18 protein-coding genes are annotated in these 22,583 nt (G+C 50.1%); 15 read left to right on the top strand and 3 right to left on the bottom strand.

Annotated features, from left to right (window positions below; genetic code table 11):
- Positions 1-608: 608 nt before the first annotated feature.
- Positions 609-1,028, top strand: coding sequence for an HIT domain-containing protein (locus tag V5T57_RS01430; RefSeq protein WP_332889366.1), 420 nt, complete (start codon positions 609-611; stop codon positions 1,026-1,028).
- A gap of 1,192 nt (positions 1,029-2,220) precedes the next feature.
- Here the strand turns inward: V5T57_RS01430 and V5T57_RS01425 are convergent.
- Positions 2,221-3,126 (bottom strand): response regulator, encoded by a 906-nt coding sequence (locus V5T57_RS01425; RefSeq protein WP_332889365.1) that lies wholly within the window; start codon positions 3,124-3,126, stop codon positions 2,221-2,223.
- Between the two features lie 255 nt (positions 3,127-3,381).
- Between V5T57_RS01425 and V5T57_RS01420 the strand changes: the two genes are divergently transcribed.
- The 3 genes from V5T57_RS01420 (at position 3,382) to V5T57_RS01410 (ending at position 9,083) form a co-directional block, all read left to right on the top strand.
- On the top strand, positions 3,382-4,422 hold the full coding sequence (locus V5T57_RS01420; RefSeq protein ID WP_332889364.1) for an ABC transporter substrate binding protein: 1,041 nt from the start codon (positions 3,382-3,384) through the stop codon (positions 4,420-4,422).
- Positions 4,419-7,205: a hybrid sensor histidine kinase/response regulator gene (locus V5T57_RS01415; RefSeq protein WP_332889363.1), complete on the top strand. Its 2,787-nt coding sequence runs from the start codon at positions 4,419-4,421 to the stop codon at positions 7,203-7,205. Before V5T57_RS01420 ends, V5T57_RS01415 begins: the two co-directional genes overlap by 4 nt.
- Before the next feature lie 699 nt (positions 7,206-7,904).
- Positions 7,905-9,083, top strand: a complete 1,179-nt coding sequence (locus tag V5T57_RS01410) for a BaiN/RdsA family NAD(P)/FAD-dependent oxidoreductase (protein ID WP_332889362.1) — start codon at positions 7,905-7,907, stop codon at positions 9,081-9,083.
- A gap of 44 nt (positions 9,084-9,127) precedes the next feature.
- On the opposite strand, the gene V5T57_RS01405 is transcribed toward V5T57_RS01410, so the two are convergent.
- Complete coding sequence (locus V5T57_RS01405) at positions 9,128-11,020, bottom strand: Na/Pi cotransporter family protein (protein ID WP_332889361.1); 1,893 nt, start codon at positions 11,018-11,020, stop codon at positions 9,128-9,130.
- Positions 11,021-11,089: 69 nt separating this feature from the next.
- On the bottom strand, positions 11,090-11,344 hold the full coding sequence (locus V5T57_RS01400) for a hypothetical protein (RefSeq protein WP_332889360.1): 255 nt from the start codon (positions 11,342-11,344) through the stop codon (positions 11,090-11,092).
- A 339-nt stretch (positions 11,345-11,683) separates the two neighbouring features.
- Here V5T57_RS01400 and V5T57_RS01395 point away from each other — a divergent pair, with 339 nt between their 5' ends.
- The 11 genes from V5T57_RS01395 to V5T57_RS01345 all read left to right on the top strand — a co-directional run bounded on the left by V5T57_RS01395 (position 11,684) and on the right by V5T57_RS01345 (position 22,581).
- Positions 11,684-12,154: an NUDIX domain-containing protein gene (locus V5T57_RS01395; RefSeq protein WP_332889359.1), complete on the top strand. Its 471-nt coding sequence runs from the start codon at positions 11,684-11,686 to the stop codon at positions 12,152-12,154.
- A gap of 3 nt (positions 12,155-12,157) precedes the next feature.
- Positions 12,158-13,846 (top strand): aminoglycoside phosphotransferase family protein, encoded by a 1,689-nt coding sequence (locus tag V5T57_RS01390; protein ID WP_332889358.1) that lies wholly within the window; start codon positions 12,158-12,160, stop codon positions 13,844-13,846.
- The gene (locus V5T57_RS01385; RefSeq protein WP_332889357.1) at positions 13,839-14,732 is read left to right on the top strand and encodes a GAK system ATP-grasp enzyme; all 894 of its coding nucleotides are present in this window, start codon (positions 13,839-13,841) and stop codon (positions 14,730-14,732) included. Before V5T57_RS01390 ends, V5T57_RS01385 begins: the two co-directional genes overlap by 8 nt.
- 19 nt (positions 14,733-14,751) lie before the next feature.
- Positions 14,752-15,840, top strand: coding sequence for an HprK-related kinase B (locus V5T57_RS01380; protein ID WP_332889356.1), 1,089 nt, complete (start codon positions 14,752-14,754; stop codon positions 15,838-15,840).
- A 4-nt stretch (positions 15,841-15,844) separates the two neighbouring features.
- Positions 15,845-16,816: an NUDIX domain-containing protein gene (locus V5T57_RS01375; protein WP_332889355.1), complete on the top strand. Its 972-nt coding sequence runs from the start codon at positions 15,845-15,847 to the stop codon at positions 16,814-16,816.
- Between the two features lie 3 nt (positions 16,817-16,819).
- On the top strand, positions 16,820-17,503 hold the full coding sequence (locus V5T57_RS01370) for a histidine phosphatase family protein (protein ID WP_332889354.1): 684 nt from the start codon (positions 16,820-16,822) through the stop codon (positions 17,501-17,503).
- Positions 17,484-18,839, top strand: a complete 1,356-nt coding sequence (locus V5T57_RS01365; protein ID WP_332889353.1) for a metallophosphoesterase family protein — start codon at positions 17,484-17,486, stop codon at positions 18,837-18,839. Before V5T57_RS01370 ends, V5T57_RS01365 begins: the two co-directional genes overlap by 20 nt.
- 4 nt (positions 18,840-18,843) lie before the next feature.
- Positions 18,844-19,110 (top strand): amphi-Trp domain-containing protein, encoded by a 267-nt coding sequence (locus V5T57_RS01360; protein WP_332889352.1) that lies wholly within the window; start codon positions 18,844-18,846, stop codon positions 19,108-19,110.
- A gap of 5 nt (positions 19,111-19,115) precedes the next feature.
- Positions 19,116-20,318, top strand: coding sequence for a GAK system CofD-like protein (locus tag V5T57_RS01355; RefSeq protein ID WP_332889351.1), 1,203 nt, complete (start codon positions 19,116-19,118; stop codon positions 20,316-20,318).
- Positions 20,319-20,392: 74 nt separating this feature from the next.
- Complete coding sequence (locus tag V5T57_RS01350; protein WP_332889350.1) at positions 20,393-21,403, top strand: GDP-mannose 4,6-dehydratase; 1,011 nt, start codon at positions 20,393-20,395, stop codon at positions 21,401-21,403.
- The gene (locus tag V5T57_RS01345) at positions 21,400-22,581 is read left to right on the top strand and encodes a glycosyltransferase family 4 protein (protein WP_332889349.1); all 1,182 of its coding nucleotides are present in this window, start codon (positions 21,400-21,402) and stop codon (positions 22,579-22,581) included. The genes V5T57_RS01350 and V5T57_RS01345 overlap by 4 nt, the downstream gene beginning before the upstream one ends.
- Positions 22,582-22,583 lie beyond the last annotated feature (2 nt).

The following is a 22,583-nucleotide window of genomic DNA, read 5'->3' as shown; positions in this document are numbered from 1 at the left end:
ACGTTAAAAAAGTTACAGTTTTGCGACAAATCTACACTAGCAAATATAAATTTTGAGGCGTATGGTTTAAAACAGCACCAAAACGGTGCGTTTGAGTGGAGCATGGAAGCTGCAAAGTGGACCTGACAACCGATAAAAAATCGGACTTCTTTAGGTAGAAGAAAACCATAAATGGCCATGTATGCAGCAACAACGCGTGGAGTAGAAAAGATGGATTTTACCATACGAGAAATCATAGGACGTTTGTTGGTGTTACTAGCGCTCGTCCCAGTGTCCGTTAGTCTGTTTATGTTGAGTGCCTGGTTGCGAGATATGTGGACTAAAAAGGGGTTGCCCTTAGGGGTTTAATACCACGGACGTTAGAGGGTGGATATCAATCCGCCTATAGAAAAAAGATGTTGTGTAACAAAGCCCATGTATGCGCTCTCGTATACGTGGGCTTTGTTTTTGATTCGTTTGTAACCCTAAAGAGATAGGGTGGTCTTTGTTTTTTGTAACGCGTAGGTTGGTTATGGAATAAAGGGCTGGCATTGTGGTGATGACTTGTGTGTTTATGGGGCATCACCTGAGCCTGGATAACCAGAACGTTGCGTAGAGAGTGGATACCCATGTCACAGATCACACTGCATCCAACTTTAAGTAAAGATTGTCAAGTCGTTACAGAGTTGTCAGCAAGTACTGTTCTGTTAATGAACGATGCCCAGTACCCCTGGTTAATCTTAGTCCCGAACCGTCCTGATCTTACCGATCTTGATCAGCTTTCCACGGCTGACATGGTGCTGGTTCAGTATGATATCCGTCGTGCTTGTAAGGTTTTGCGTCAGCTGTTCTCACCAACCAAGCTTAATGTGGCGTCATTAGGGAATATGGTGCCGCAACTGCATATTCATGTGATTGCACGTTTTGATTCAGATCCCGCATGGCCCAAACCTGTGTGGGGGGTGTTACCGGCCAAACCCTATACGCAAGAGGCTCTGCAGCAGTCTGTTCAACAGTTAAAGCAGGCTTTTGATGAGGTTGTAGACTAATGAAACCGCAGGTCGCTTAATGGGTTTTGGGAATATTCTGAGCTGGGTGATGAACCATAAAAACCGGTTTGTCAGAAGAAATGAGACCTCTCTTCGGGGATTGGTGACGGTGAAAAATGGGCGATTTCCTTAAATGGAAGTGGCCTTTTTTTATAGCCTTGTTGGAAAGGGTGTGTGTTGGTTTTTACCATGTACCCATTGGAGTTGCGGGGTCACAACAGAAAGAACGATCACCACAAGCTGTTGCTGGCCTAATTGATGATTCCATTTTAGTTTTCAGGTGTTTTTTAATGGAAATTAGAGGGGGGGGAAGAGACTTAAGGCCTGTGTGGCAGGGGGGGGCGCATAGGGCAAAAATCAAGGTTTCACATCGCTATCCTTATGTCTCATCAAGCTCTATTTCGGGCTGCTGTGGTGGTTAACAAAGCCGTTTTTGAAGGGCCATATCTCCTGCTTTATCCTTGTATGTCGTTAAAAAGTTGAAGTTATCTAGATCTTAGTAGTCTCTACCAGAGGGTTCTTTCAGGATGAAAACTCGGTCGGTGTTTTTGTCGGCTGGCTCATGATCCTAAAGCCGCGTGAAAGAGGGGTGGGATGATTAATCGCAGTGTTCTGTGGTGTAAACCCGCTATGCTCGATCCTCAGTTTGTTCTCTGTTTGGTTAAGCTGCCGTCATGTTCTTCTGGTTTCATATCTACCGGTTATACTATCGTTCGTTTCGTGTCGGGTTGCATGGTGCTTTCAATCAAAGGGGGCGTGGAAACACGCGGGTTGTTAGGCGGGATTTTATGCCTGTGATAACGGCGTGTGTGAAGAAAAAAAGATCAATAAGAAGGTTTATAAAGATATGAAAAGGTGATGTTTATTGCTCTGTGTTGGGCTGTGTTAAACCGTTTCAATACCTGTTATCAGTACACACCATAACACCCAGAAAAAAAATGGGCTGAGCTGGGTGGGGGGGTGGTGTAGCGGTCTGAGGCATGGGGTGTTTGGGGTAAAAACAGATAGGGCAGGTTTTCTTGCCGAGCGCTTATGGTCCGTGGGTCTGGGTGAGGGTGTTCAGCGTGTTGTGACCGGTTAAAAACGTTTGCATAGGGCCAGCTCCGAGCGTTCGGGTGCCGATGATCTTCCGCCATGGTTTAACGGGGCGGTTCCGGATGACTGCGTGCTAAACCATGGTGTTGAGTTATGCTTATGAGGGGCTGTGTTGAATCGTTAACTGAACCTCATTACCACAGCCAAAATATTGAACCCGATGTTGTGAAGATGCCATGATAATACCCCGGCCATTGGGCAAAAAAGCATGTTTAGGGTTGAAGGTGAAAAAGGGTTCCCAATCAAAACCATCCCCTTGATCTTTAATGCGCATGTTTATGTGTGTGGGTGTCCGTTCAAGGGTGGCGTCTACATATCTTTGAGCAAGGGAGGAGTCTGCTTGTCGGCGGGTGATCTCTTGATCATATCGGTTGTCGCTTAAGAGCTGGCTTTTTTCTGTAAAGGTAATGCCTAAGTTGCCATGTTCAACGGCATTGATTAGCAGCTCCAAAATCGGCACGGTATCATCTGTGGGGTTGGGGCAGGCTTGGGAAAACAGTAGAGCCACATGTTCCGCTTCTGCCAAGGTTCTAAAACGTACCTGCCACTGCTGAGTTAACTGGATACCCGCAATAAATTTTTCCAGCTTACGATGGATGGTTCGGTGATGATAACGGGCCTTTACAGCCGCATTTACCATGGTCGCTACAACCTTTTCATGGGGAAAAGGTTTGGTTAAATAGTAGAGTGCGCCAGCAGAGATACCTTCTTGAATTTCATCAGGTTCAGACATTGAGGTTTGAAAGATGACGGGAATATCTTTCAAACTTGGTTGGGCCTTAATCCACTTTAAAAGGGTCATGCCATCCATATTTGGCATCATACGATCCAATAAAATGGTGGCAAACCGGCTGCTGTTACTCTGTTGAAGTAAGGCTTGTGCAGCAGCGCCATCGGGTGCTTCTGTTATGCGGTAGCCGCGTGCGGTTAAAATCTCAGACAGAAGCAATCGATTGATTGCCTCATCCTCCACCAAAAGAATCTCTTGACCGGTTTGATCCATGGAGGGCTCCCGCTTCATTCATGGGATTGGCAGGACATGTGTAAGCATTGCGTCCTGGTGTGATAGCTAATCATAAGGCAAATAACCGAAAAAGCGCACTTATTTAGTTTTCAATAATAATCTGTTTTGGTGGCAGTATAAACAAACTAAATTCTAATGGACCTTCTTTGGCCTAGCTTTGGTCATAGCTATGTGACAGAGATTTTGGCACTATTGCAGTGGGGTTGTAGGGTGATGGGGGGTAAGGGGGATGTTTTGAATCGCTATAGAGAGGGGATGATCCTGCTCTTCGCACTTCTGTTTATGGGGTGGGGTGGGCAAGGGCAAGCAGCACCCAAAAAAAGGCTGGTTCTTATTCAATCCATGCCTGTTGTCAGTGTTTTGAGTCATAGCCAGCACTTTATTATTCATCTTAAAAAACAGGGTTGGATTCCAGGAAAAAACCTAGATCTCATCATCTTGCGTCCTCTTGGTGATGCTCAAACGACTTTGACACAGTTGAAAGAAATTCTGAACAGTCGTTCTGTCGATCTGGTTGCGACCAGTGGAAGTATGGCGTCTGTCGTCGCCTTTAAGGTGCTGGAAGAATATGATGTGCCACAGCTTTTTTTCACCGTTTCTGACCCCGTTGGTGCCGGACTCATCCAACATGCCGGGCAGCCTTCTGGGAGTTATATTTCAGGGGTTATCAACTCTCTTTCCCGTTCTTTAAAGTTATCAACAGCGATACGCCTCTTACAGTGGCCTGCTAAAAAACCGTTGCGTCTGGGCTATATCTATACCGATTATCCCTCCTCGTTGGGGGATCTGCGTGCCTTGCAAAAAGCAGCGCAGTCGTATCCTGGCGTAAAGCTGGTACCTAAAAAAATAGACTACCGCCCCATACCAGCTCAGTTGTCACGCTTGATGGAAGATGCCAAAACAGCGGTTAAACAGTTAGAAGCACAAGTGGACTTTTGGTGGCAGCCCTTGGGCCCCCTTGGACAACTGCAGGATTTTACCCAGCTGCTACAGACCCGCTCTATTCGGCCGATCCTCTATGGCACAACCATGGAGGCTGTCAAAAGAGGTGCCCTGTTTCAGATTAACCCCAACAGTCAGGCAACGGGCATGGATGCCGCGGTCAAAGCGGATGCTATTTTAAGAGGGCAACCGGCTGGTACGTTGCCTGTGGTTGCCGCCAGTCGTTTTGATCTGGGTGTTAACATCACCACCACTTTACAGATGAAAACAACCATTCCTGCCGAGTTATTGGATCTGGCTGGAGAGCATGTTTACAGGACGCTCAAGCCATGACCCTGGGTAGCAAGCTCAACCTAATCATTCTTCCTCTTCTTATTCTATTTCTTGTTGTGCTGGGTAGTTGGAGTTATCTAACCACCAAACAGAGTATTCACCAAACAGCTGAACTCTATTTAAAAGCCAATTTAGATGCTTATTTAGAGAGTGAGGTGAAGCATCGACAAGATCTGTTAATCCGGCATGAGCTGGTTAACCAACCTTCTTTTGTAGAGCGCTATCAAGAGGATGCCCTAAAAGAGGCAAAAGCTAAAAATCGCTATCTTGAAGGGGGGCTGTTTGTGCTGGGCAGTCAGGGGCGGGTGATTTTATTAGATCCCTTGGCCGAAGCGGTTTTAACCCCAAAGGTACGACAAACCTTGGTGGTGCAAGCCATATCAGGCCAGGGGATGGATCGTGTTCATCACTTCTCTGCGGTAAAGGGAGAGGTCGGCTTGTTGGTGGTGGTCAAACCCTACCAAATTTGGGGGTGGACGGTTGGGCTCTATATGCCAGATCGAGCCATGGAACAGGGTTTGACACAGCTGCGTGAAGTTACCTTAGCCATGACCATCGGTTGTGCGCTGATCACCTTTTTTGCCATCTATCTGTTCTCGCGTCACTTTATTTTACGTCCCATTAATTTATTACAAGCTGCAGCCAGACGCATTTCCAGTCGGCATGAACCACAGGCCATTCCTTTAAAGCGTGATGATGAGCTGGGGCAGTTGGCCTATAGCTTGGAGGTTATGGCGGCTGATCTTCAGACTTTTCACCATAAACAAGCCCAGTGGGCAGGGCACCTAGAGCATCAGGTTGAAATTCGCACCCATGAGTTAGCCCAGGCTAATGAGCAGTTGCGTATGAACGAGACCAAATATCGGACTTTGGTCGAGTTTACCAATACCATTCCCTGGCGTATGGATCTGGCCTCTGGTCAATTTACCTATATGGGCGCTCAGGTTGAAGTTGTCTTGGGCTACCCTGCAGAGAGCTGGGTTGATATGGAGAGTTGGAAATCCCGTATTCATCCAGAAGATCAAGAGCAGGCCGCACAGTTTTGTCTCTGCGAAACAGAAAAAGGGTTGGATCACGCTTTTGAGTACCGTGCGGTGGCGATGGATGGTGCTGTGATCTGGATTCGAGATGTGGTGAGTGTGCTTAAAGAGGATGGGCAGCCTGTTGCTTTGGTTGGTTTTATGTTTGATATCACCCAAGCAAAATCGGTGGAGAGTGAGCTGCGGGTGGCCAAAGATCAAGCCGAGCAGGCCAGCCGCGCCAAAGATGAGTTTTTGGCCACCATGAGTCATGAAATCCGCACCCCCATGAATGCTATTTTGGGGATGACTGAACTGCTCAGTGAGACGGAGCTTAACCAGACCCAACGTAATTATATTGGGATCTGTCGGACCTCTGGGCAAAATCTTTTACAATTGATTAATGATATTCTGGATATCTCCAAGGTAGAAGCGGGGCAGATGGAGGTACAGCACACCCCCTTTAACTTGTTGAAACTGATTAATGATGCCAATAAGGTCGTCTTGTTCAGGGTTCAGGAAAAAGGGTTGATCCAACTCACTTGGATTGATGATTTGGTTCCTAAGTGGTTCTTAGGGGACCAAGCGCGCATTCGTCAGGTATTGATCAACTTCTTGGGCAATGCGGTCAAATTTACCCAGAGCGGTACCGTGGCAACCATTGTCGGTTGTGATGCAGGAGCCGATGGCCTGTTTGAGGTGCATATTCGGGTTGTGGATAGTGGTATAGGTATTCCCAAACAAGAGCATGAGCGTATTTTTAGTGCATTTCAGCAGGTTGACTCCTCCAACCAACGTCAACATGGGGGAACGGGGCTGGGGCTTGCCATTTGTCAAAAGCTGGTAGCTTTAATGGGGGGGCGTATTAGTTTGACCAGTGCGCCAGGGCAGGGCAGTACCTTTACCATGCATCTACCTTTGCAACAGGTCGATCCGCCCCAACAAGATCAGGTGCAGGCAGGCCGGTCGTTGGATGGCATAACGGTGCTTGTCTGGCATACCCATGCCATTCGAAGTCTCTATGTGGAAGAGACATTAATTGAGTATGGGGCCAATGTTCATAGCTGCCACGAAGATCTCACGGTTGTGCAGTGTCTGGAGCGTATTGGCCAGCAAACCGTACCAGATATTTTAATTATTCATCATCATGATGAAGATCAGGGGAACCTTGTCGCGTTGGTTGAAAAAATCAGGGCACCGATGGCGATGACGCATATACCCGTTATGATTTATGGGCATTGTGAAGATTCCCTTTTACGTCATGCGCTTGAGCAGAAAAAGGCGCATTTTTTGCCTGAGACCTTCTATCTGGATGCCCTGCCCGATGAAATACACCGCCTGATCCGTTTGCATGAGGGCAGTAAACACAATGAGGAACCCATGGCACTCCGTCTGCTGGTCGTGGACGATAGTCCTGATAACCGTCTTCTTATTAAAGCCTTTTTGAAAAAGACCCCCCATTTGATCACAACTGCGAACAATGGTCAGGAAGCGGTCGATCTGTTTGTACAAGCAAGCATTGCGTTTGATGTCATTCTTATGGATATCCAAATGCCGATTTTGGATGGCTATGCCGCCACCCAAACCATTCGACAGCTTGAGCAGCAGGAAAACCGCCACCCAACCCCCATTATTGCCCTAACGGCCCATGCCATGGTAGAGGAGGAGGCCAGGGTTAAAGCGGCCGGGTGTGACCTGCACCTAACCAAGCCGGTATCACGGTTGCAACTGTTGGAAGTTGTAGAAAAATATGGGTATGCATAAAGCGGCATTCTGCTTGTGCGTGCCTGTCTGTTGAAGGGGCTGAATCGGTTTCTCTATCGATGATGACAATCAGACTGTCATTATTCCTGTTCATATGCGCTGTTCTTACAGGGGGGCCGTGACCTTAAGGTGGCTGGTCTTGCTAGGGGCGGAGACTCCCGCGCTTGTTGTGGTCCAGGCGCTGAGTCGGCAGCCGCCGTTACCTTAGGCGGTTTGATCAGGCCCTGATCAATGCTTAAAAGGTGATGATAGGTGCGTGATCTGCCGGATAAGTGGACAGCCCAAGATGGTGTTCATGATTAAGGATCAATCAAGTGTAATGGGGTTTGATGTGACGATGACCCCCCTCTCGCCATGGACCCAGTGCAAGGGCGTAGCCTAGTCTCCGGCCGTTTCTCTTTATAAAAGTCTCTTGGGGTAGGGGGGTGGTGACTCTGTTTTTTTGCGATGCCCCATGCTGGTGTAGGGTGTTGCACTAAGAGATTAAACAGGGGTTGCATGTGCTAGGGTTGGGTCGCCAGGATCACTTGTATCGGTCGTCCATGCCCCTCCCGCCACTATGGTTAACGGGGCAATCACCACCTCTTGGTCTCTTTTATCTAAAAAATGGATCAGGATATGCGGGCTTATCTCTTACGGTAACCTGCTCGGTGCATTCTATCGTGTGAAAGTCTTATTCTTTATGAAACAGAGTTTGGTATGACCACACCTCATTATGATCTTATTGTTATTGGAGCCGGTGCCGCGGGCTTAACCTGTGGGATAGAAGCGGCACGCCGTGGTTTAAATGTGGTGATTCTGGATCATGCCAAACATCCGGGGGAGAAAATTCGCATCTCTGGTGGTGGGCGTTGTAACTTCACCAACCTTTATGCCTCGGCCGATAACTATCTTTCAAATAACCCCAAGTTCTGCCTCTCAGCACTCAATGGCTATACGCCATATGACTTTATGGAACGGCTAGGGGCGCACCGTATTGCTTATGAAGAGAAAGAGCTTGGTCAACTCTTCTGCCAGGGATCGGCCAAAGAGATTGTCTCTATGCTGCTGGCGGAGGCGCAACAGGCAGGGGTTGTTATTAAGCTGGGGCATACCGTACGGCGGGCTTATCAACAAGGCCACGGCTATGGTGTGGAGAGTAAACAGGGGCGTTTTGTGACCCACCGGCTGGTGATCGCCAGTGGTGGTCTGTCGATCCCTAAAATGGGGGCCACGGATATTGGGTTAAGGATCGCCCAAGGGTTTGACCTGCCCGTCGTTACACCGCGTCCGGCGCTCTGTCCTTTTCTCTTCACCGGTAAAATGCAAAAACGGTTTGCCAAGCTTAGTGGTCTATCCACCCCGGCAACCCTGACTGTGGGTAAGGTTGCCTTTACCCATCAGCTCCTCTTTACCCACAGGGGGTTAAGTGGTCCTGTGGCACTACAGGCCTCCAGCTATTGGCAGCCAGGGCAAGCCATTGAGATAGATCTTTTACCGGGTGAGGATGCCTGGAAATGGTTGTTGGCCACCAAACAAAGTGAACCCAAAATTCAACTGTCCAGTTTATTAGCGCGACACCTACCCAAACGTTTGGCTCAGGATTTAGCTGGTCACTTAACCCTACCTTTGGCGGAGTTGCCTGATCAACGCTTAAAGCAGCTCGCACTACAGCTCAATCACTGGCAGGTTACCCCCTCGGGGCTTGAAGGGTACCGTACCGCTGAGGTTACAGCTGGTGGGGTCGATACCTCGGTACTCTCTTCCAAAACCATGCAGGTGAAAACCATGCCTGGTCTGGCGTTTGTGGGGGAGGTGGTGGATGTAACGGGTCAGCTTGGTGGGTTTAATTTTCAGTGGGCTTGGTCATCGGGTGTGGCCGCGGGGCGTTGGATCTAAAAAAAAGCGCCCCAAACGGGGCGCTTTGTTGATTTTCTCCTACTTTATTTCGACTCTTCTATTGCTTGATCTACGCTCTCTGCATCCTGTTTGGCTGAGGCGATGAAGGTTTCAACCTCCAGGTCCTGATCCATCACTTCAACCGCATCTTCAGCTAAGCGTGCGAGCGCTTTGGTGAAGGAGTAGATGCGTCGCATTTTATCCAGGAAGTCACGAACAATAGAGTAGTGCTCAACATTGTTCGGGGTGTGAATGGATACCGTGCGTAGATGGTTGATGGAGGATTGGGTGATGATCTCATCCAGCTGGTCATTGATCTCATATACCCGGTTGGCCGCTTGTAGGTCCCGTTCGGTAATGGCTCTTACCGCATCTTCCAAGCTTTCCATGACCAAATGGTGTACTTCACGCAAGAAAGTCTCTGTTTCTGGGGTTATCTGCATACCATAGCGAAGACGCTGCTTGCCGATATGTACCAGATTGGTCTCAATGATATCCCCAATATTCTCAAGGTTATCTACTGCGTTGACCAAGTTGATCATCTCTTGAGTCTGTGTGACGGTAAGCTGACCCTGACTGATCTTGCCGAGGTAGTTGATGAAGTGCTCGTACAGTGCATCAATCTCTTCATCCCGCTTTTTGTACGCTTCCAAAGCCTCGGCATCACCATGGAGTACGATCGGTAATGCATCGTTAAGGATCAAACCATAACGCATACCCATACCCTTGATCTCACGCCGGGTAGCATCCAGCGCCAAGACAGGGGTGTGAAGCAATACATTATCCAAATAGAGAGGTTTAACAGTGACGGCTTGGTCTGATTTTTCAGTCGTCGCCACACGCTTGTCCGGAACCAATTTCTGGATGATCCATGCAAAAGGTACCGTAAAGGGTAGGAATATGAGGGTGTTGACGATGTTGAACAGGGTGTGTGCGTTGGCGATCTGACGGGGACTTTCCGCAGCCAGACGTGCCATGCCGTCCAGTTCAGGTGATTGGGGGGACATGGACGTGACCAACGAGGCCAGGTGCTCAATAAAGCCAAGCCAGATCAACACACCTGCGATATTGAACAACACATGGGCCATGGCCGCACGTATGGCCTCCCTCGGTTTACCGATAGAGGCTAGCATGGCTGTTACACAGGTACCGACGTTGGCTCCGAAGGCCAAGGCGATACCCGCTTCCAAGGTAATAAAACCTTGGCTGGCCATGACAATAACAATACCGGTGGTTGCCGACGAAGATTGCACCAAGCCGGTAAAGAGTGCCGCAACCAAAATACCCAAAAGCGGATTTTCCATAGAGATCATAAGATCAAGGAAAGGCTGGAACTCACGTAAGGGCTTCATCGCGGTGGACATCATGGTCATGCCCAAGAAAATCAGACCCAGCCCCATGGTCATGGCACCGTAGTGGCGGATTTTATCGGTTTTACCCGCCGCATTGAACATAAAGCCCACGGCCACCAGCAGTGAGGCCGCTTTGGTTACCTTAAAAGCCACAATCTGAGCGGTAATGGTGGTACCAATATTGGCACCAAAAATAACCCCTACCGCCTGGGACAGTGACATCAACCCTGCACTGATGAACCCCACCACCAATACGGTTGTGACGGATGAAGATTGAATAACAGCGGTCACAAAAGCACCGGTCATGGCGCCTGAAATGCGGTTGGTCGTTAGCTTAGCCAAGATAGCCCGCATGCGATCCCCTGCAGCAGCTTTTAAGGCATCCGCCATCATCTCCATACCAAAGAGGAACAGCGCCAAACCACCCAGCAGACCCATGGCCATACTGCCCCAGGGCATGTCATCATTGCTTAATGTTGCCCCAGCCCAAGCTTGCTGGGCAAAGAGCATGGCACAGGTCACAACCGCAATGGCCATTGGAATGCGCCATTGAAGCTTCTTGGAAAGCGTTGGATTGAAATACATAGTGTTCACTTCCTCGCTGGATCGGGGGACTCTCTTCCCTTGCGTGGTATCACATGTGTTCGTCTGTGCCTATTTACATTTAACCTTCATGCGACGGCACAGCTTCACACCTTTAGCCCGTTGGGTGTGAATAACATCCAGCTTTTTTTGGATCGCCCTTTTTTTCTTACTGTTATCTGCATCAGAAAGGGCTGATTTGAGTTTGTTCTCTTTCTTTTTTAGAGTCTTTAAAACCGTTTTCAACTCATCGCGCTGGCGTTTTTGTTTCTTTTTATCGTGATCCATAAAATCCGACAGCCAGTTGATAATTTGGCTTAATCCCATTGGGCACCTCATCGTCAGGGGGTTGCAAAAAAGGAACGTATAAAAAAATACATTAATGTGAACATTGTGTGTCTAGAATATGATAGGGCATAGCAGTAATCTATATAAAAGCAAAATTAACCGCCCTGTTAGGTGTAATTGTTACAGCCGTGTCATGGATTGAATGCGAAACTGTCTCGTATCAAGCTATATTGTCAGCCAAAGATTCTTTACTTTCTGTGTTGAGGTGGCTGGTACTGAAGGATATTTGAGGCGTATGGTAGATCCATGGCAGATCTGCTGGAGTAGGGGGGGCTGTTTACATTGATCGCTTGAAGGGGCGTGGTAGGGAATAATGCTATGGACAACCTGATACCCCAAACACGTAATGCCGTGCGTGCACTGATTGTACGGGATGGGAAGATACTGCTTCAGCATAAGTTAGGGGGGCACCAGCCAGAGCGCTATACCCTGCCAGGGGGGGCGCCTGAGGTGGGGGAATCCTTATTACAAGGGGTGGAACGGGAGTGCCTGGAGGAGATCGGGGCACAGGTGCAGGTGGGGGATTTGGTGTGGGTGGCTGATTTTTTTAAACATCGTCAAACAGAACCTCCCACAATACGGCATCAGGTGGAGTTTTTGTTTGAGTGCCAGGTGGACCCAGGTTATGAGGCTAAAAATGGGCCGCATCCGGACCGTAACCAGGTTGATGTGTTGTGGGTTGCTTTAGATCAGCTTCATGCTATCCCGATCTTTCCCCCCACCATGCGCACACTGCTACCTCGTTTGTTAGCAGACCGTGGCCACACTTATCAGGGTGTAATGGAGTAGGGCATGGAATTTCCCCAAGCCATTGGTGATAATTTACGTTTTCTCATCAGTGAAGTCTCTTCTCAGCTCGATACCTTGCGCAGCGCGCTCGCCGCCGAGACACCCGCAGCTGCGCGTAGTGTGCTGGACCGTCGCGGTTATGGGCTTAACCTCATGCGCCGTATCCATGAGAGTACCCTTGAGCACTTGGTCTGCCCTAATGGAGAGGTTGAGGGTCGCTCGACCCCTTTTCGCAGTGTAGAAATTATGGCTTATGAGTTGGAGCTCATGACCAAACGCTGCCGAGAGGTGGTGACCCACTATAATGCCATTTTACGTACCGATCTGTTGCATGCTCAGCTTTACGAAGAGCCGTTAGAGATTATCCATGCCCGTTTGGCCATGGTAGAGCCCGCGTTTCATAATAATGATACCACCCAGGCCTTAAAGATCTGCCGCACGGAAAAACGGGTCTATACCATTACCGAGCCGTTGCGCCGCCGATATACCAAGGCGTTGAAAAAAGGCAAACATACGGAAGATTTGATCGCAGCGCTTTTTCTGGTTCACAATATTGAAAAAATGGGCCAGACCATGCGTACCGTGGGTGAGGCTGTGCTCTCCATTAACCTGGGGCAAACAACAAGTATTGAGCGCTTTCAGAGCCTGACTAGGTCTATTGATGAGATGCAAGATGGGTTGAATGTCGGTGAGCTGGAGTTAGCCACGGTTGCTGAGACCCGTTCAGGCAGTGGCATTTCAGGTATCCGTCGCCGTCCCGGCAAGAAAAAAATGTCTAAAAAAGGTAAACACCGGGATATGCGACCTAAGAGTGAGGATGTGTTGGCCATTCTCAAAGAGGGTCACAAAGCCAAGCTTAAAGAGGAGTGGCAGGGGGTTGAAAGTTGGCACTCGATTGTTCCGGGGTTGGCGCCACGTATCCTCTCTTACCAAAAAAAAGGGCAGGCGGCCTCTTTGCTGATTGAGCATCTGGCAGGTTTAACCTTTGAGCAGATTGTGCTCAACGAGCCACAGCCCCGTGTGGATGAAGCGCTTCAACACATTGGTAAAACCCTAGGGCGGGTGTGGCGAGAAACCCACACGGCAGAGCCAGTCTCGGCCGATTATATGGGGCAGCTGGGTAAACGCTTAAAAGATGTCTGGTTAATCCACCCCGACTTTCAGTACGCCAGCAGCCATATTTGTGGGTTTAAACTGCCAGATTTTGAATCTCAAATCGCCCGTGCTGTGGGTAAGGAAAAAAAGTTGATCGCTCCGTTCTCCGTCTATATTCATGGGGACTTTAACGTCGACAACATCATTTATGATCCCCTGGAGAAACAGATTAACTTTATCGATCTACACCGCTCCCGGTATATGGATTATATACAGGATATCTCGGTTTTCATGGTATCCAACTACCGTTTACAAGTGCTGGACCCCCAGACACGTAAGCGTATTGCCGGTGTGGCACAAGAGATGTACCACATCGCCCGTCGTTATGCGCTTAAACATGGGGATGAGACCTTTGAAATACGGCTGGCCATGGGGTTGGCCCGTTCTTTTGCAACATCCACTCGGTTTGTGTTGGATAAAGACTTGGCTTGGGCCATGTTCTCCCGTGCTCAACTATTAATTCACCAGGTGTTGGATACCCCAGTTAAACGGGCCGCCCACTACCGCTTGCCCATTGAGGAGTTGTTCATTGTCTAAGCCTCGTATAGGTGTCATCGGAATTCCAGGTAAATGGTCAACCGAAACCTTGGCCGATGCCGTTGCTGCGGCAACCGGTGAGCGTTTGGTGTTTGATATGGCCCATGTGGTGCTGGATCTCTCCAGTAACCAGCTCTATGGCAATGGGGTCAACCTGTGTGAACTGGATGGCCTGATTGTTAAAAAGATTAGTGCTGAGTACAACCCCAATACGTTGGATCGTTTGGAGCTGTTACGTATCGCAGAGGGGCATGGCGTACGGGTTTTTAGCCCGGCGGAGAGCATGATCCGTTTGGTCGACCGCCTAAGCTGTACGGTGACCTTACGTAATGCAGACATCCCTATGCCAGAAACCACGGTAACTGAGGATGTTACGGCAGCCATGGAGGCCGTGCGGCGCTACGGAAAAGCGGTTTTTAAACCGCTTTTTTCCACCAAGGCTCGGGGCATGACCGTCATTGATGGATCTCAGGACGATGCCGCGTTACGCGCTGAGATTGAAGCTTTTCAACAAACGAATCCTATGATGTATCTGCAAAAGAAGGTCAAACTTCCGGGGCGGGATCTAGGGCTTGTGTTTTTGAATGGTACCTACCTGGGGGCCTATGCCCGTGTACCGCAGGATGCCAACACCTGGAACACAACCATTCACAGTGGGGGTAAATATGCCCTGGCTGAACCGAATGCAGAGATTGTAGAGATGGCACGTAAAGCTCAGGCTCTGTTTAATCTGGATTTCACCACTGTGGATGTTGCCGAGACCGAAAGCGGCCCCATCTGTTTTGAAGTTTCAGCCTTTGGTGGCTTCCGCGGTGCCAAAGATGGCTTGGGTATTGATGCTGCTGAGCTCTATGTGGCCCACGTTTTGAATTCCTTGAATGTTTGATTTTACTAAAGAGTCCACCATGATTGATCAAAAGCAAGCTGCACAAGGCCTGATGGCCAATCACACCTTGGTTGAACAGGAACTGTTATTGGGGTTGGAGGGGTGTACCCTGCGGCTGCGCAGTAACCATAAGCCACTTATCGAACAGTTAAGGCACTATTTTGACCATGTGGTTGTTCAGCAAGCCGACCATATTGATCTGGATATGGTGGCGGTGGAGTGCCCGGCCACAGATTTGGGCCTTAGTTTTACCGACTGGAAGCGTGAACCTGGCAAAAGTGGGCGTAAAGATGCCTATGTCGATCTGTCGGATGGACGTATGGTGCAAAAAGTTCGCACCGGTATGGTGTTTTTGCAAAGTGAGGAAAACCGGATTGCAGCTGGCCCCTGTATGGCCAACGATAATCAGGTTATCAATTTCATCAACGCCCAGTATATGAACTGGTTACAGCACCGGAATTGGTTGATCTGCCATGCATCCGGCTTGGTGCTTGGTGATCGTGGTATGGGCATTGCCGGGTTCTCTGGTGGCGGTAAATCCACCTTGATGTTGATGTTGCTTGAAGATGAGCGGGTACACTACTTGACCAATGACCGTCTGTTTATTCAGGGGAGTAAGGACGGGGTTGAGGGGGTGGGTATTCCCAAACTACCACGGATTAATCCCGGCACCATTGTCAGCAACCCCAGGTTGCATGGGTTGATGACGCCAGAGCGACGTCAGGAACTGTTGGATCTGCCCAAGGATGTTCTGTGGGAGCTGGAAGAGAAGCATGATGTCCTGGTTGGACAGGTTTATGGGGAAGGACGTATTGACCTACGGGCACCTTTAACACATCTGCTCATTCTCAACTGGTCGCGGGATAGCCAGGAACCTACCCTGGTAAGCCAAATTGATATGAACCAGCGCCGGGAACTGCTCAGTGCTGTTATGAAATCCCCAGGTCCTTTCTACCAATACCCAAATGGCTCTTTTTTACAGGATACCACACCGTTGGATCCTGACCCCTACATGGCTGTATTAGAAGGGGTTGCCATCTATGAAGTGACCGGTCAGCTTGATATCCAAGCGGCGACCAAACAGGCAATGGCCTTGTTGGGAGGGTGAAAATATGGGGCGAGAACTGTGGCTGCTCCGGCATGGTGCAGCAGAGAATGATCTGTCTGTCGGAGATTTTGACCGTCCACTCAGTGATCCGGGTAAGCGGGATATCCAACGGTTAGGGGTGTGGATGTCGCTGCATGATCTTATCCCCGATCAGGTGGTGGCCTCTAAAGCTGAACGGGCTTTGGTCAGTGCCCAAAAGTTGTGCCGTGCCATGCAGCGTGGCACCCAGGGTGTCACCTCAGACCAAGCGCTCTATACCGATGAGTGGCAACCGCTCTTGACCCAGATTCAGAGCTGTGATGCCAAGGTAGAGCGGCTGCTGGTGGTGGGGCATGCGCCTGCGCTTGAAGGGTTGCTGCGTCAGTTGTTGGGGGTTGATATGCCCACGCAACTTCATGAAGAGGGCTTGCGCTTTGCAACCTTGGTTCGTTTAAGGATCGAGGGCGCGTGGCAGGAGGTCGGCACACAAACCGTACAACTGCTGGATGTTAAAGAGCCCCATACGTTACCGCGTAAATTTCCTTTTCCCTCGCCATCGGGTGATCAGCGGCGCAAGCGGCCTGCCTACTATTACCGGCAATCTTCGGTTATACCTTACCGTATGATTGATGGGCAGCTTCATTTTATGCTGGTCTCATCCAGTAAGAAAAAACATTGGGTGGTACCTAAGGGGATTCATGAACCTGGCCTGAGCGCGCAGGACTCTGCCGCCAAAGAGGCGATGGAGGAGGCAGGGGTACGGGGTGAGGTGAGCACGCAATCGTTAGGCCATTACACCTATAAAAAGTGGGGTGGTCCAACCACGTGCCATGTCTATAGTATGGCGGTAACCGAAGTTATCCCGGAAGCTCAGTGGGAGGAGCGCCACCGTGGGCGTCAATGGTTTAGCCCGGAGCAGGCGATGGAAAAGGTTAATCAACAGGAGCTGGTTCCAATGATGAAAATGCTGGTCAAACAACTGCTGGCGGAAAGTTAAGCGATGGTTGTACATTATGCGGCACTGATCCGTCATGGTGACTATCATCAACTTAAGCAAACACCCAGTGCATGGCAGCCTTTTGCTTTGAACGAAGCCGGTGTACAACAGGCTTTGGCCGGGGCGCCATTGGTTACCCAGATGCTCAATGAGCATGACTGGGTCTTAGATCCGGTGATTGATAGTTCTAATTTACTGCGGGGTTGGCAGACCGCGACGATTTTTTCGGAGCAGTTAACCACCCCTTTGGCGATTGAAAGTTTTGATGCGCTGGCCGAGCGTAGCATGGGCAGTGCCGCCAACTTAACGGTGGCGCAAGTTGAACAGATTTTGGCAGATGATCCCCGTTTTGATGACCCTCCTGCGGGTTGGAAATCCAATAGCCACTATAAGTTGCCGCTGCAAGGTGGTGAATCGTTATTGGAGGCTGGCCAGCGGGTTGTGGATCATATTAAACAGCGTATGGCACAGTTACCCGATGAGGGGCCGTCGCGGTTAAAGCTGTTTGTGGGGCATGGCGCAGCCTTTCGCCATGCTGCCTTCTATTTGGGGGTGATGAGTATGGAAGATATCGCCCGTTACAGTATGTATCATGCCCGTCCTGTTGTCTTGCAGGCTGGGCCGCAATGGCGTCACCACTGCGGTGACTGGAAAGTACGTCAGGCACATGACCAACCACTTGACTAAAAAACGTAAATATTCCCGGCCTTCCACGCGTATTCCTAAGTATCACGGTTCCGAGTGGTTTAAGGCTTACTATCCCATGGAGGCTGAATCCTGGGAGCTGGGTAAGCGGAAATCCATTGTCCAAGACCGTTCTGAGCATAAAAAACTGGAGACAGAACTGGTGCACCGGATGTCCAATGGCAATTGGATCTGGCCGGAACGGGAAATTCTTTTTTTCTCGGATATGCATGCGGATGCGGAGGCTTTTCTAGCGTCATTGGTGGCATCGGGCGGGGTGCGTAAAACCGGCCCGGCTGATGATGATTTTGAGATCACCAAAGTTGGGCGGCAAGCAGAGTTCATTATTGGTGGCGACTGCCTGGATAAAGGGCCAAGTAATCTACGCTTACTTAGGGTGGTTAAGGCCTTACGTAAAAAAAAGGTGCGCTTACATCTACTTGGTGGCAACCATGATGTGCGTTTTTTGCAGGGCATTCGCTGTTTGGATCTTAAAAAAGAGACCCGCACGGAGCACTTTTTTATCCGTATGGGGCCCAAAATGGTGCCTTTTCTTAAAGAGATTCATGACAACTACCTGCAAGGACGTGGTGCGCTAAAAGGTGTGCCCAGCGCCCGTAAGTGCCGATCCATCTTTATGCCCTCCAAGCGTTGGTTTGATGAGTTCCCCAAACATGCGGTTTGGACCATGCCGGACCGGGAGGTTGAGCGTGAAGTGGGGCGCATACAAGCTAAACTGGAGCGGTTTGAAAAAGCGTGCGACCGGGTGGGGCTAGGCCCTCGGGATATCTATGCGGCTGCGCAGGTGTGGAAACGCATGTTTCTGAAAAAACGGGGGGAGTTCTCCTGGTTTTATAAAGAGATGCAGATGACGCTGCAGCGTGGCTCTTTTCTGTTTTTGCATGCAGGGCTTGATGACCACTTAATTAGCCATATGGATCTGTTGGGGGTTGATGGGGTCAATAAACTGTTTAAAAAGCAGCTGTTGGGGGACCCATTTGAGTTCTATTATGGCTTTTTGACCAATGCAATCCGGACCAAATATCGGGTCTGTAACCGTCCGCTGACCCGACGTGGCGTAGAAAAGTTGCATGAACAGAAGATCTTAGCCTTGGTGCATGGGCACCTAAACCATCACCATGGACAGCGTATTATGTTGCGCAAAGGCTTGATCAACTTTGAGTGCGACACCACCATGGACCGGAACACCCGTAGTAAAGAGGGGTTGGATGGTGTGGGGATGGGGGTTACCATCTTTAGGCCGAACAAGCAGGTTTTGGGCGTTAGCTCAGATTTTCCAGCCATTAAGCTGTTTGTACCACCGACGGGTCAGGAGTAAGCTGATGAAGCGAAACAAGAGCTTCACCCATAAATCGCTGCAGGATAGCAAACAGGTTAAAAAAGTACTCCGAGCTTTGCTCAAAGGGGTCGAGGAGGGCACTTTGACCTTTGGTCAAGGTGAGGATGAAGTTCAGTTAACCCCCGAGGGGGTGATGCAGATGAAAGTATCGGCCAGTCGGGATCAAGGTAAGCAGAAAATGACCCTACGTTTAAGTTGGCAGGAGCAGGAGAACAAGCCCACGCGTAAGTCGCCCAGCATCAAAAGTTGACGGTTATGCCTACCACCCCTTTAACGGTCACCCGTGCTGCAGCCATACCGGATAAACGGCGGATTAGCCGTTACCGCCGTAGCCCTGAACTGGGTCCTCAGTTGCTGTTTTTCAGTGGGGGCTCTGCGCTGCATACCCTCAGTCAGCAGATCCGTCTTTATACCCACAATTCCGTGCATTTGGTGACACCATTTGATTCTGGCGGAAGCTCGGCCAAGCTAAGGCAGGCTTTTGATATGCCAGCCATTGGTGATCTTCGGCATCGGATGATGGCGTTGGCGGATGACTCTGAGATTGGGCATGAGGAGATCTACCGGCTCTTTTCCCATCGTTTACCCCAGGATGCTTCCAAAAAAGAGCTGGAAGGGGAGTTGGATGATCTGTGTCGTGGGCGACATCCACTGATCGCTGAGATCGATAACCCCATGCGTCGCCTTATCCGTATTCAACTGGCCTTTTTTCAGGAGGCCATGCCGGATAAGTTTGATCTGCGTCGGGCCAGTATTGGCAACCTGATTCTGGCAGGGGGATACCTGAACAATATGGAGCATTTGGACCCGATTGTGTTCCTGTTCTCCAAGTTGGTTGGGGTGCGTGGTACGGTACGCACGGTGGTGAATGAAAATCTACACCTGAGTGTTGAACTGGCGGATGGTTCGGTGGTGGTTGGTCAGCACCGTATGACAGGTAAAGAGACTGCTCCATTAAAGTCCCCCATTCGCTCTATGGGTTTAAGTCGCCACCCCAATAAGCCTATACCTGCGCAAGCTCTGTTGCAGAAGTTTAACCGACGCATGATCGTTGGGGCGGATCTGATCTGCTATCCACCGGGCAGTTTTTTCAGCAGCTTGTTGGCCAACCTGCTGCCCAGTGGCGTGGCGGAAGCCATTGCCAGTAACCACTGCCCCAAGGTCTATGTACCCAGTCTGGGCCATGATCCAGAGATGTTGGGTCAAGAGATGGATGATCAGCTGCAACTGTTGTTGAATACCCTGCAGCAAGGGATGAAAAATGAGGTGCCAGCCACCGATTTTCTGCAGTTTATTCTGCTGGACAGCCGGCAAAAAAAACAGCTGCCTTCCGAGAAGGTGCTCAAGCGTGTGCGTAAATGGGGCGTGCAGATTATTGAAACCCCGTTGACCACCAACAAGCAGGTAGATCGCTATGATCCCACACTTCTGGCACATGCCCTGCTGTCCCTGACCTAATAGACCGAGGTTGTCAAAATCTTAGCAGACCCATCGCGGAAGATTCCGGGCATGGATCCAAAGGGAGAATCCCCATGAAGACCGCCCTCATTTGTGGCGTGACCGGGCAAGATGGTGCTTGGCTCTCTCTTTTGCTCTTGGCCAAAGGGTATCGGGTGGTGGGGACTTCTCGCGATGCTCAGGTCGCCACACTGACCAAACTGGATCTACTGGGGGTGCGGGAGAAGATCGAGCTACGCTCCATGACCCCAACAGATTTTCGTAGTGTGGTCCAGACATTGATCCAGGTTGAACCGGATGAGATCTATAATCTCTCGGGTCAAAGCTCTGTTGGGCTCTCTTTTCAGCAACCGGTGGAGACCTTGGAGAGTATCTCCCAGGGTACCCTTAATCTGCTGGAATCGATGCGTATGATCAATAAATCCATACGCTTTTACAATGCGGGATCCAGCGAATGTTTTGGTGATACTGGTGAACAAGCGGCGGATGAAGAGACCCCGTTTAGACCCCGTAGCCCCTATGCAGTGGCAAAATCAGCCTCGGTATGGAGTGTCTCGAACTACCGGGAAGGTTACGACATGTATGCCTGTTCCGGGATTTTGTTTAACCATGAGTCATGGTTGCGCCCCGCACGCTTTGTGACCAGTAAAGTGATTAAGGCAGCCCATCGCATTGCTCAGGGGAGTGGTGAACAGCTGCAGTTGGGTAATATTGATATCAGTCGTGATTGGGGGTGGGCGCCGGAGTATGTGGATGCCATGTGGCGTATCCTGCAACAGGAGAAGCCAGAAGATTTTATTATTGCGACCGGTTATACCGCCTCTTTGGCAGATTTTGTGGCCGAGGCTTTTGCCGCCTTTGATTTGGACTGGAAGGCCCACACCACCAGCAACCCCAGCCTATACCGTGAAACCGATATCCGCATTAGCCGCGCCAACCCCAAAAAAGCGCAGGAACAGTTGGGGTGGGAAGCAACGTTGACCATGCCCGATGTGGTCAAACGTATGGTGGAAGCTGAAAAACTTCTCTCCCAACGTGAGCAGCCCTGCCAAACCCAACCAGCCCCTGAAAGTTTGCGACGTTGAGTCAAACAGGCGGGGCCGGCTCTTCAAAACAACCGCGTATTTTGGTGGTGTACGACTATTTTTCGCCTGCTTTTCGGGCTGGTGGACCGGTGGTATCGCTGGCCAACCTTGTTCGTTTTTTGGCGGATAAGGCTCAGGTATCGGTCTTTGCAAGAAATAGAGATCTGGATGGTAGCGTGCTTCCGGTTGAAAGTGACCGGTGGCTTGCGTGGCCCGATGGGGGACAAGTGCTCTACGCGCAGCAACGCTGGTCCTTTGTCGGTTTGTGGCGTGCGATCCGTGAGCGCCAACCGGATATCATCTACATCAATGGGGTATTCTCTCCCGTCGTTTCGCTCATGCCGTTGCTTGTTCAGCCTTGGGTCGCGCCACAGAGTCAACTGATCTTGGCGCCTCGGGGGATGTTGCAAAAACAGGCGCTGGCTGTAAAAGCCTTAAAAAAACGTCTCTATCTCTCCCTCCTGTTGTTTCCACTGCTACGCCGTCGGTCGGTACAGATACATGTGACTGGCCCGGAAGAGGCGGCAGACCTGCCCCTACGTATAAGGGCTAACCTTGCCACGGTACCGACCCAGTTGGGAAACCTCCCCCGGCTTAATCTGCCGTTTAGAGGGGTGCATTTGCTGGGTAAGCCGCCAAGCTTGGTCACCATGGCGTTGATCTCCCCCATGAAGAACATTCTGCCTGTTCTGCATGCGTTGGCCCATGTGGAGGCGCCTCTTCATTACCACCTCTATGGTCCGATCAAAGATAGGGCCTATTGGCAGCAGTGTCAGCAAGCGGCACAAAACCTGCCTGCACATATTCAGTTCACCTATCACGGGGCTTTACCCCACGCTCAGGTACCTGAGGTTTTGGCGCGCTATGATGTGGCTGTTCAGCCCAGTCGAAGTGAAAATTTTGGCCATGCGTTGTTTGAAGCCATGATGTTAGGCCTGCCATTGCTCACCAGTAGGCATACACCTTGGAATGGGTTGAACGAGCAAGGGGCAGGGTGGAATGTACCAGGAGAGGATGTTAAAGCACTAACCGAGGTACTTTCAGCCATCACACACCTTGAGCAGTCAACTTTTGAGCGTATGTCACGGCAAGCCCGTCAAGTTGCTCAGCACTATGTGGAGCAGCAGGGATTGCAACAGGGTTACAGCGATCTTTTTCAATTGGAACCGGTAACATAAGT

Source organism: Magnetococcus sp. PR-3 (assembly GCF_036689865.1).
In the GTDB taxonomy this organism is placed as follows: Bacteria; Pseudomonadota; Magnetococcia; order Magnetococcales; family Magnetococcaceae; genus Magnetococcus.
Note: the sequence above shows the minus strand (reverse complement) of the source record. Positions and strands in the feature narration are given on the sequence as shown.

What these genes read in the sequence shown, in the direction of transcription:
- V5T57_RS01430 (WP_332889366.1), top strand. Translation starts at nt 609, where the DNA reads ATGTCACAGATCACACTGCATCCAACTTTAAGTAAAGATTGTCAAGTC.
- V5T57_RS01425 (WP_332889365.1), bottom strand. Translation starts at nt 3,126, where the DNA reads ATGGATCAAACCGGTCAAGAGATTCTTTTGGTGGAGGATGAGGCAATC.
- V5T57_RS01415 (WP_332889363.1), top strand. Translation starts at nt 4,419, where the DNA reads ATGACCCTGGGTAGCAAGCTCAACCTAATCATTCTTCCTCTTCTTATT.
- V5T57_RS01410 (WP_332889362.1), top strand. Translation starts at nt 7,905, where the DNA reads ATGACCACACCTCATTATGATCTTATTGTTATTGGAGCCGGTGCCGCG.
- V5T57_RS01405 (WP_332889361.1), bottom strand. Translation starts at nt 11,020, where the DNA reads ATGTATTTCAATCCAACGCTTTCCAAGAAGCTTCAATGGCGCATTCCA.
- V5T57_RS01400 (WP_332889360.1), bottom strand. Translation starts at nt 11,344, where the DNA reads ATGGGATTAAGCCAAATTATCAACTGGCTGTCGGATTTTATGGATCAC.
- V5T57_RS01395 (WP_332889359.1), top strand. Translation starts at nt 11,684, where the DNA reads ATGGACAACCTGATACCCCAAACACGTAATGCCGTGCGTGCACTGATT.
- V5T57_RS01390 (WP_332889358.1), top strand. Translation starts at nt 12,158, where the DNA reads ATGGAATTTCCCCAAGCCATTGGTGATAATTTACGTTTTCTCATCAGT.
- V5T57_RS01380 (WP_332889356.1), top strand. Translation starts at nt 14,752, where the DNA reads ATGATTGATCAAAAGCAAGCTGCACAAGGCCTGATGGCCAATCACACC.
- V5T57_RS01375 (WP_332889355.1), top strand. Translation starts at nt 15,845, where the DNA reads ATGGGGCGAGAACTGTGGCTGCTCCGGCATGGTGCAGCAGAGAATGAT.
- V5T57_RS01370 (WP_332889354.1), top strand. Translation starts at nt 16,820, where the DNA reads ATGGTTGTACATTATGCGGCACTGATCCGTCATGGTGACTATCATCAA.
- V5T57_RS01365 (WP_332889353.1), top strand. Translation starts at nt 17,484, where the DNA reads ATGACCAACCACTTGACTAAAAAACGTAAATATTCCCGGCCTTCCACG.
- V5T57_RS01360 (WP_332889352.1), top strand. Translation starts at nt 18,844, where the DNA reads ATGAAGCGAAACAAGAGCTTCACCCATAAATCGCTGCAGGATAGCAAA.
- V5T57_RS01355 (WP_332889351.1), top strand. Translation starts at nt 19,116, where the DNA reads ATGCCTACCACCCCTTTAACGGTCACCCGTGCTGCAGCCATACCGGAT.
- V5T57_RS01350 (WP_332889350.1), top strand. Translation starts at nt 20,393, where the DNA reads ATGAAGACCGCCCTCATTTGTGGCGTGACCGGGCAAGATGGTGCTTGG.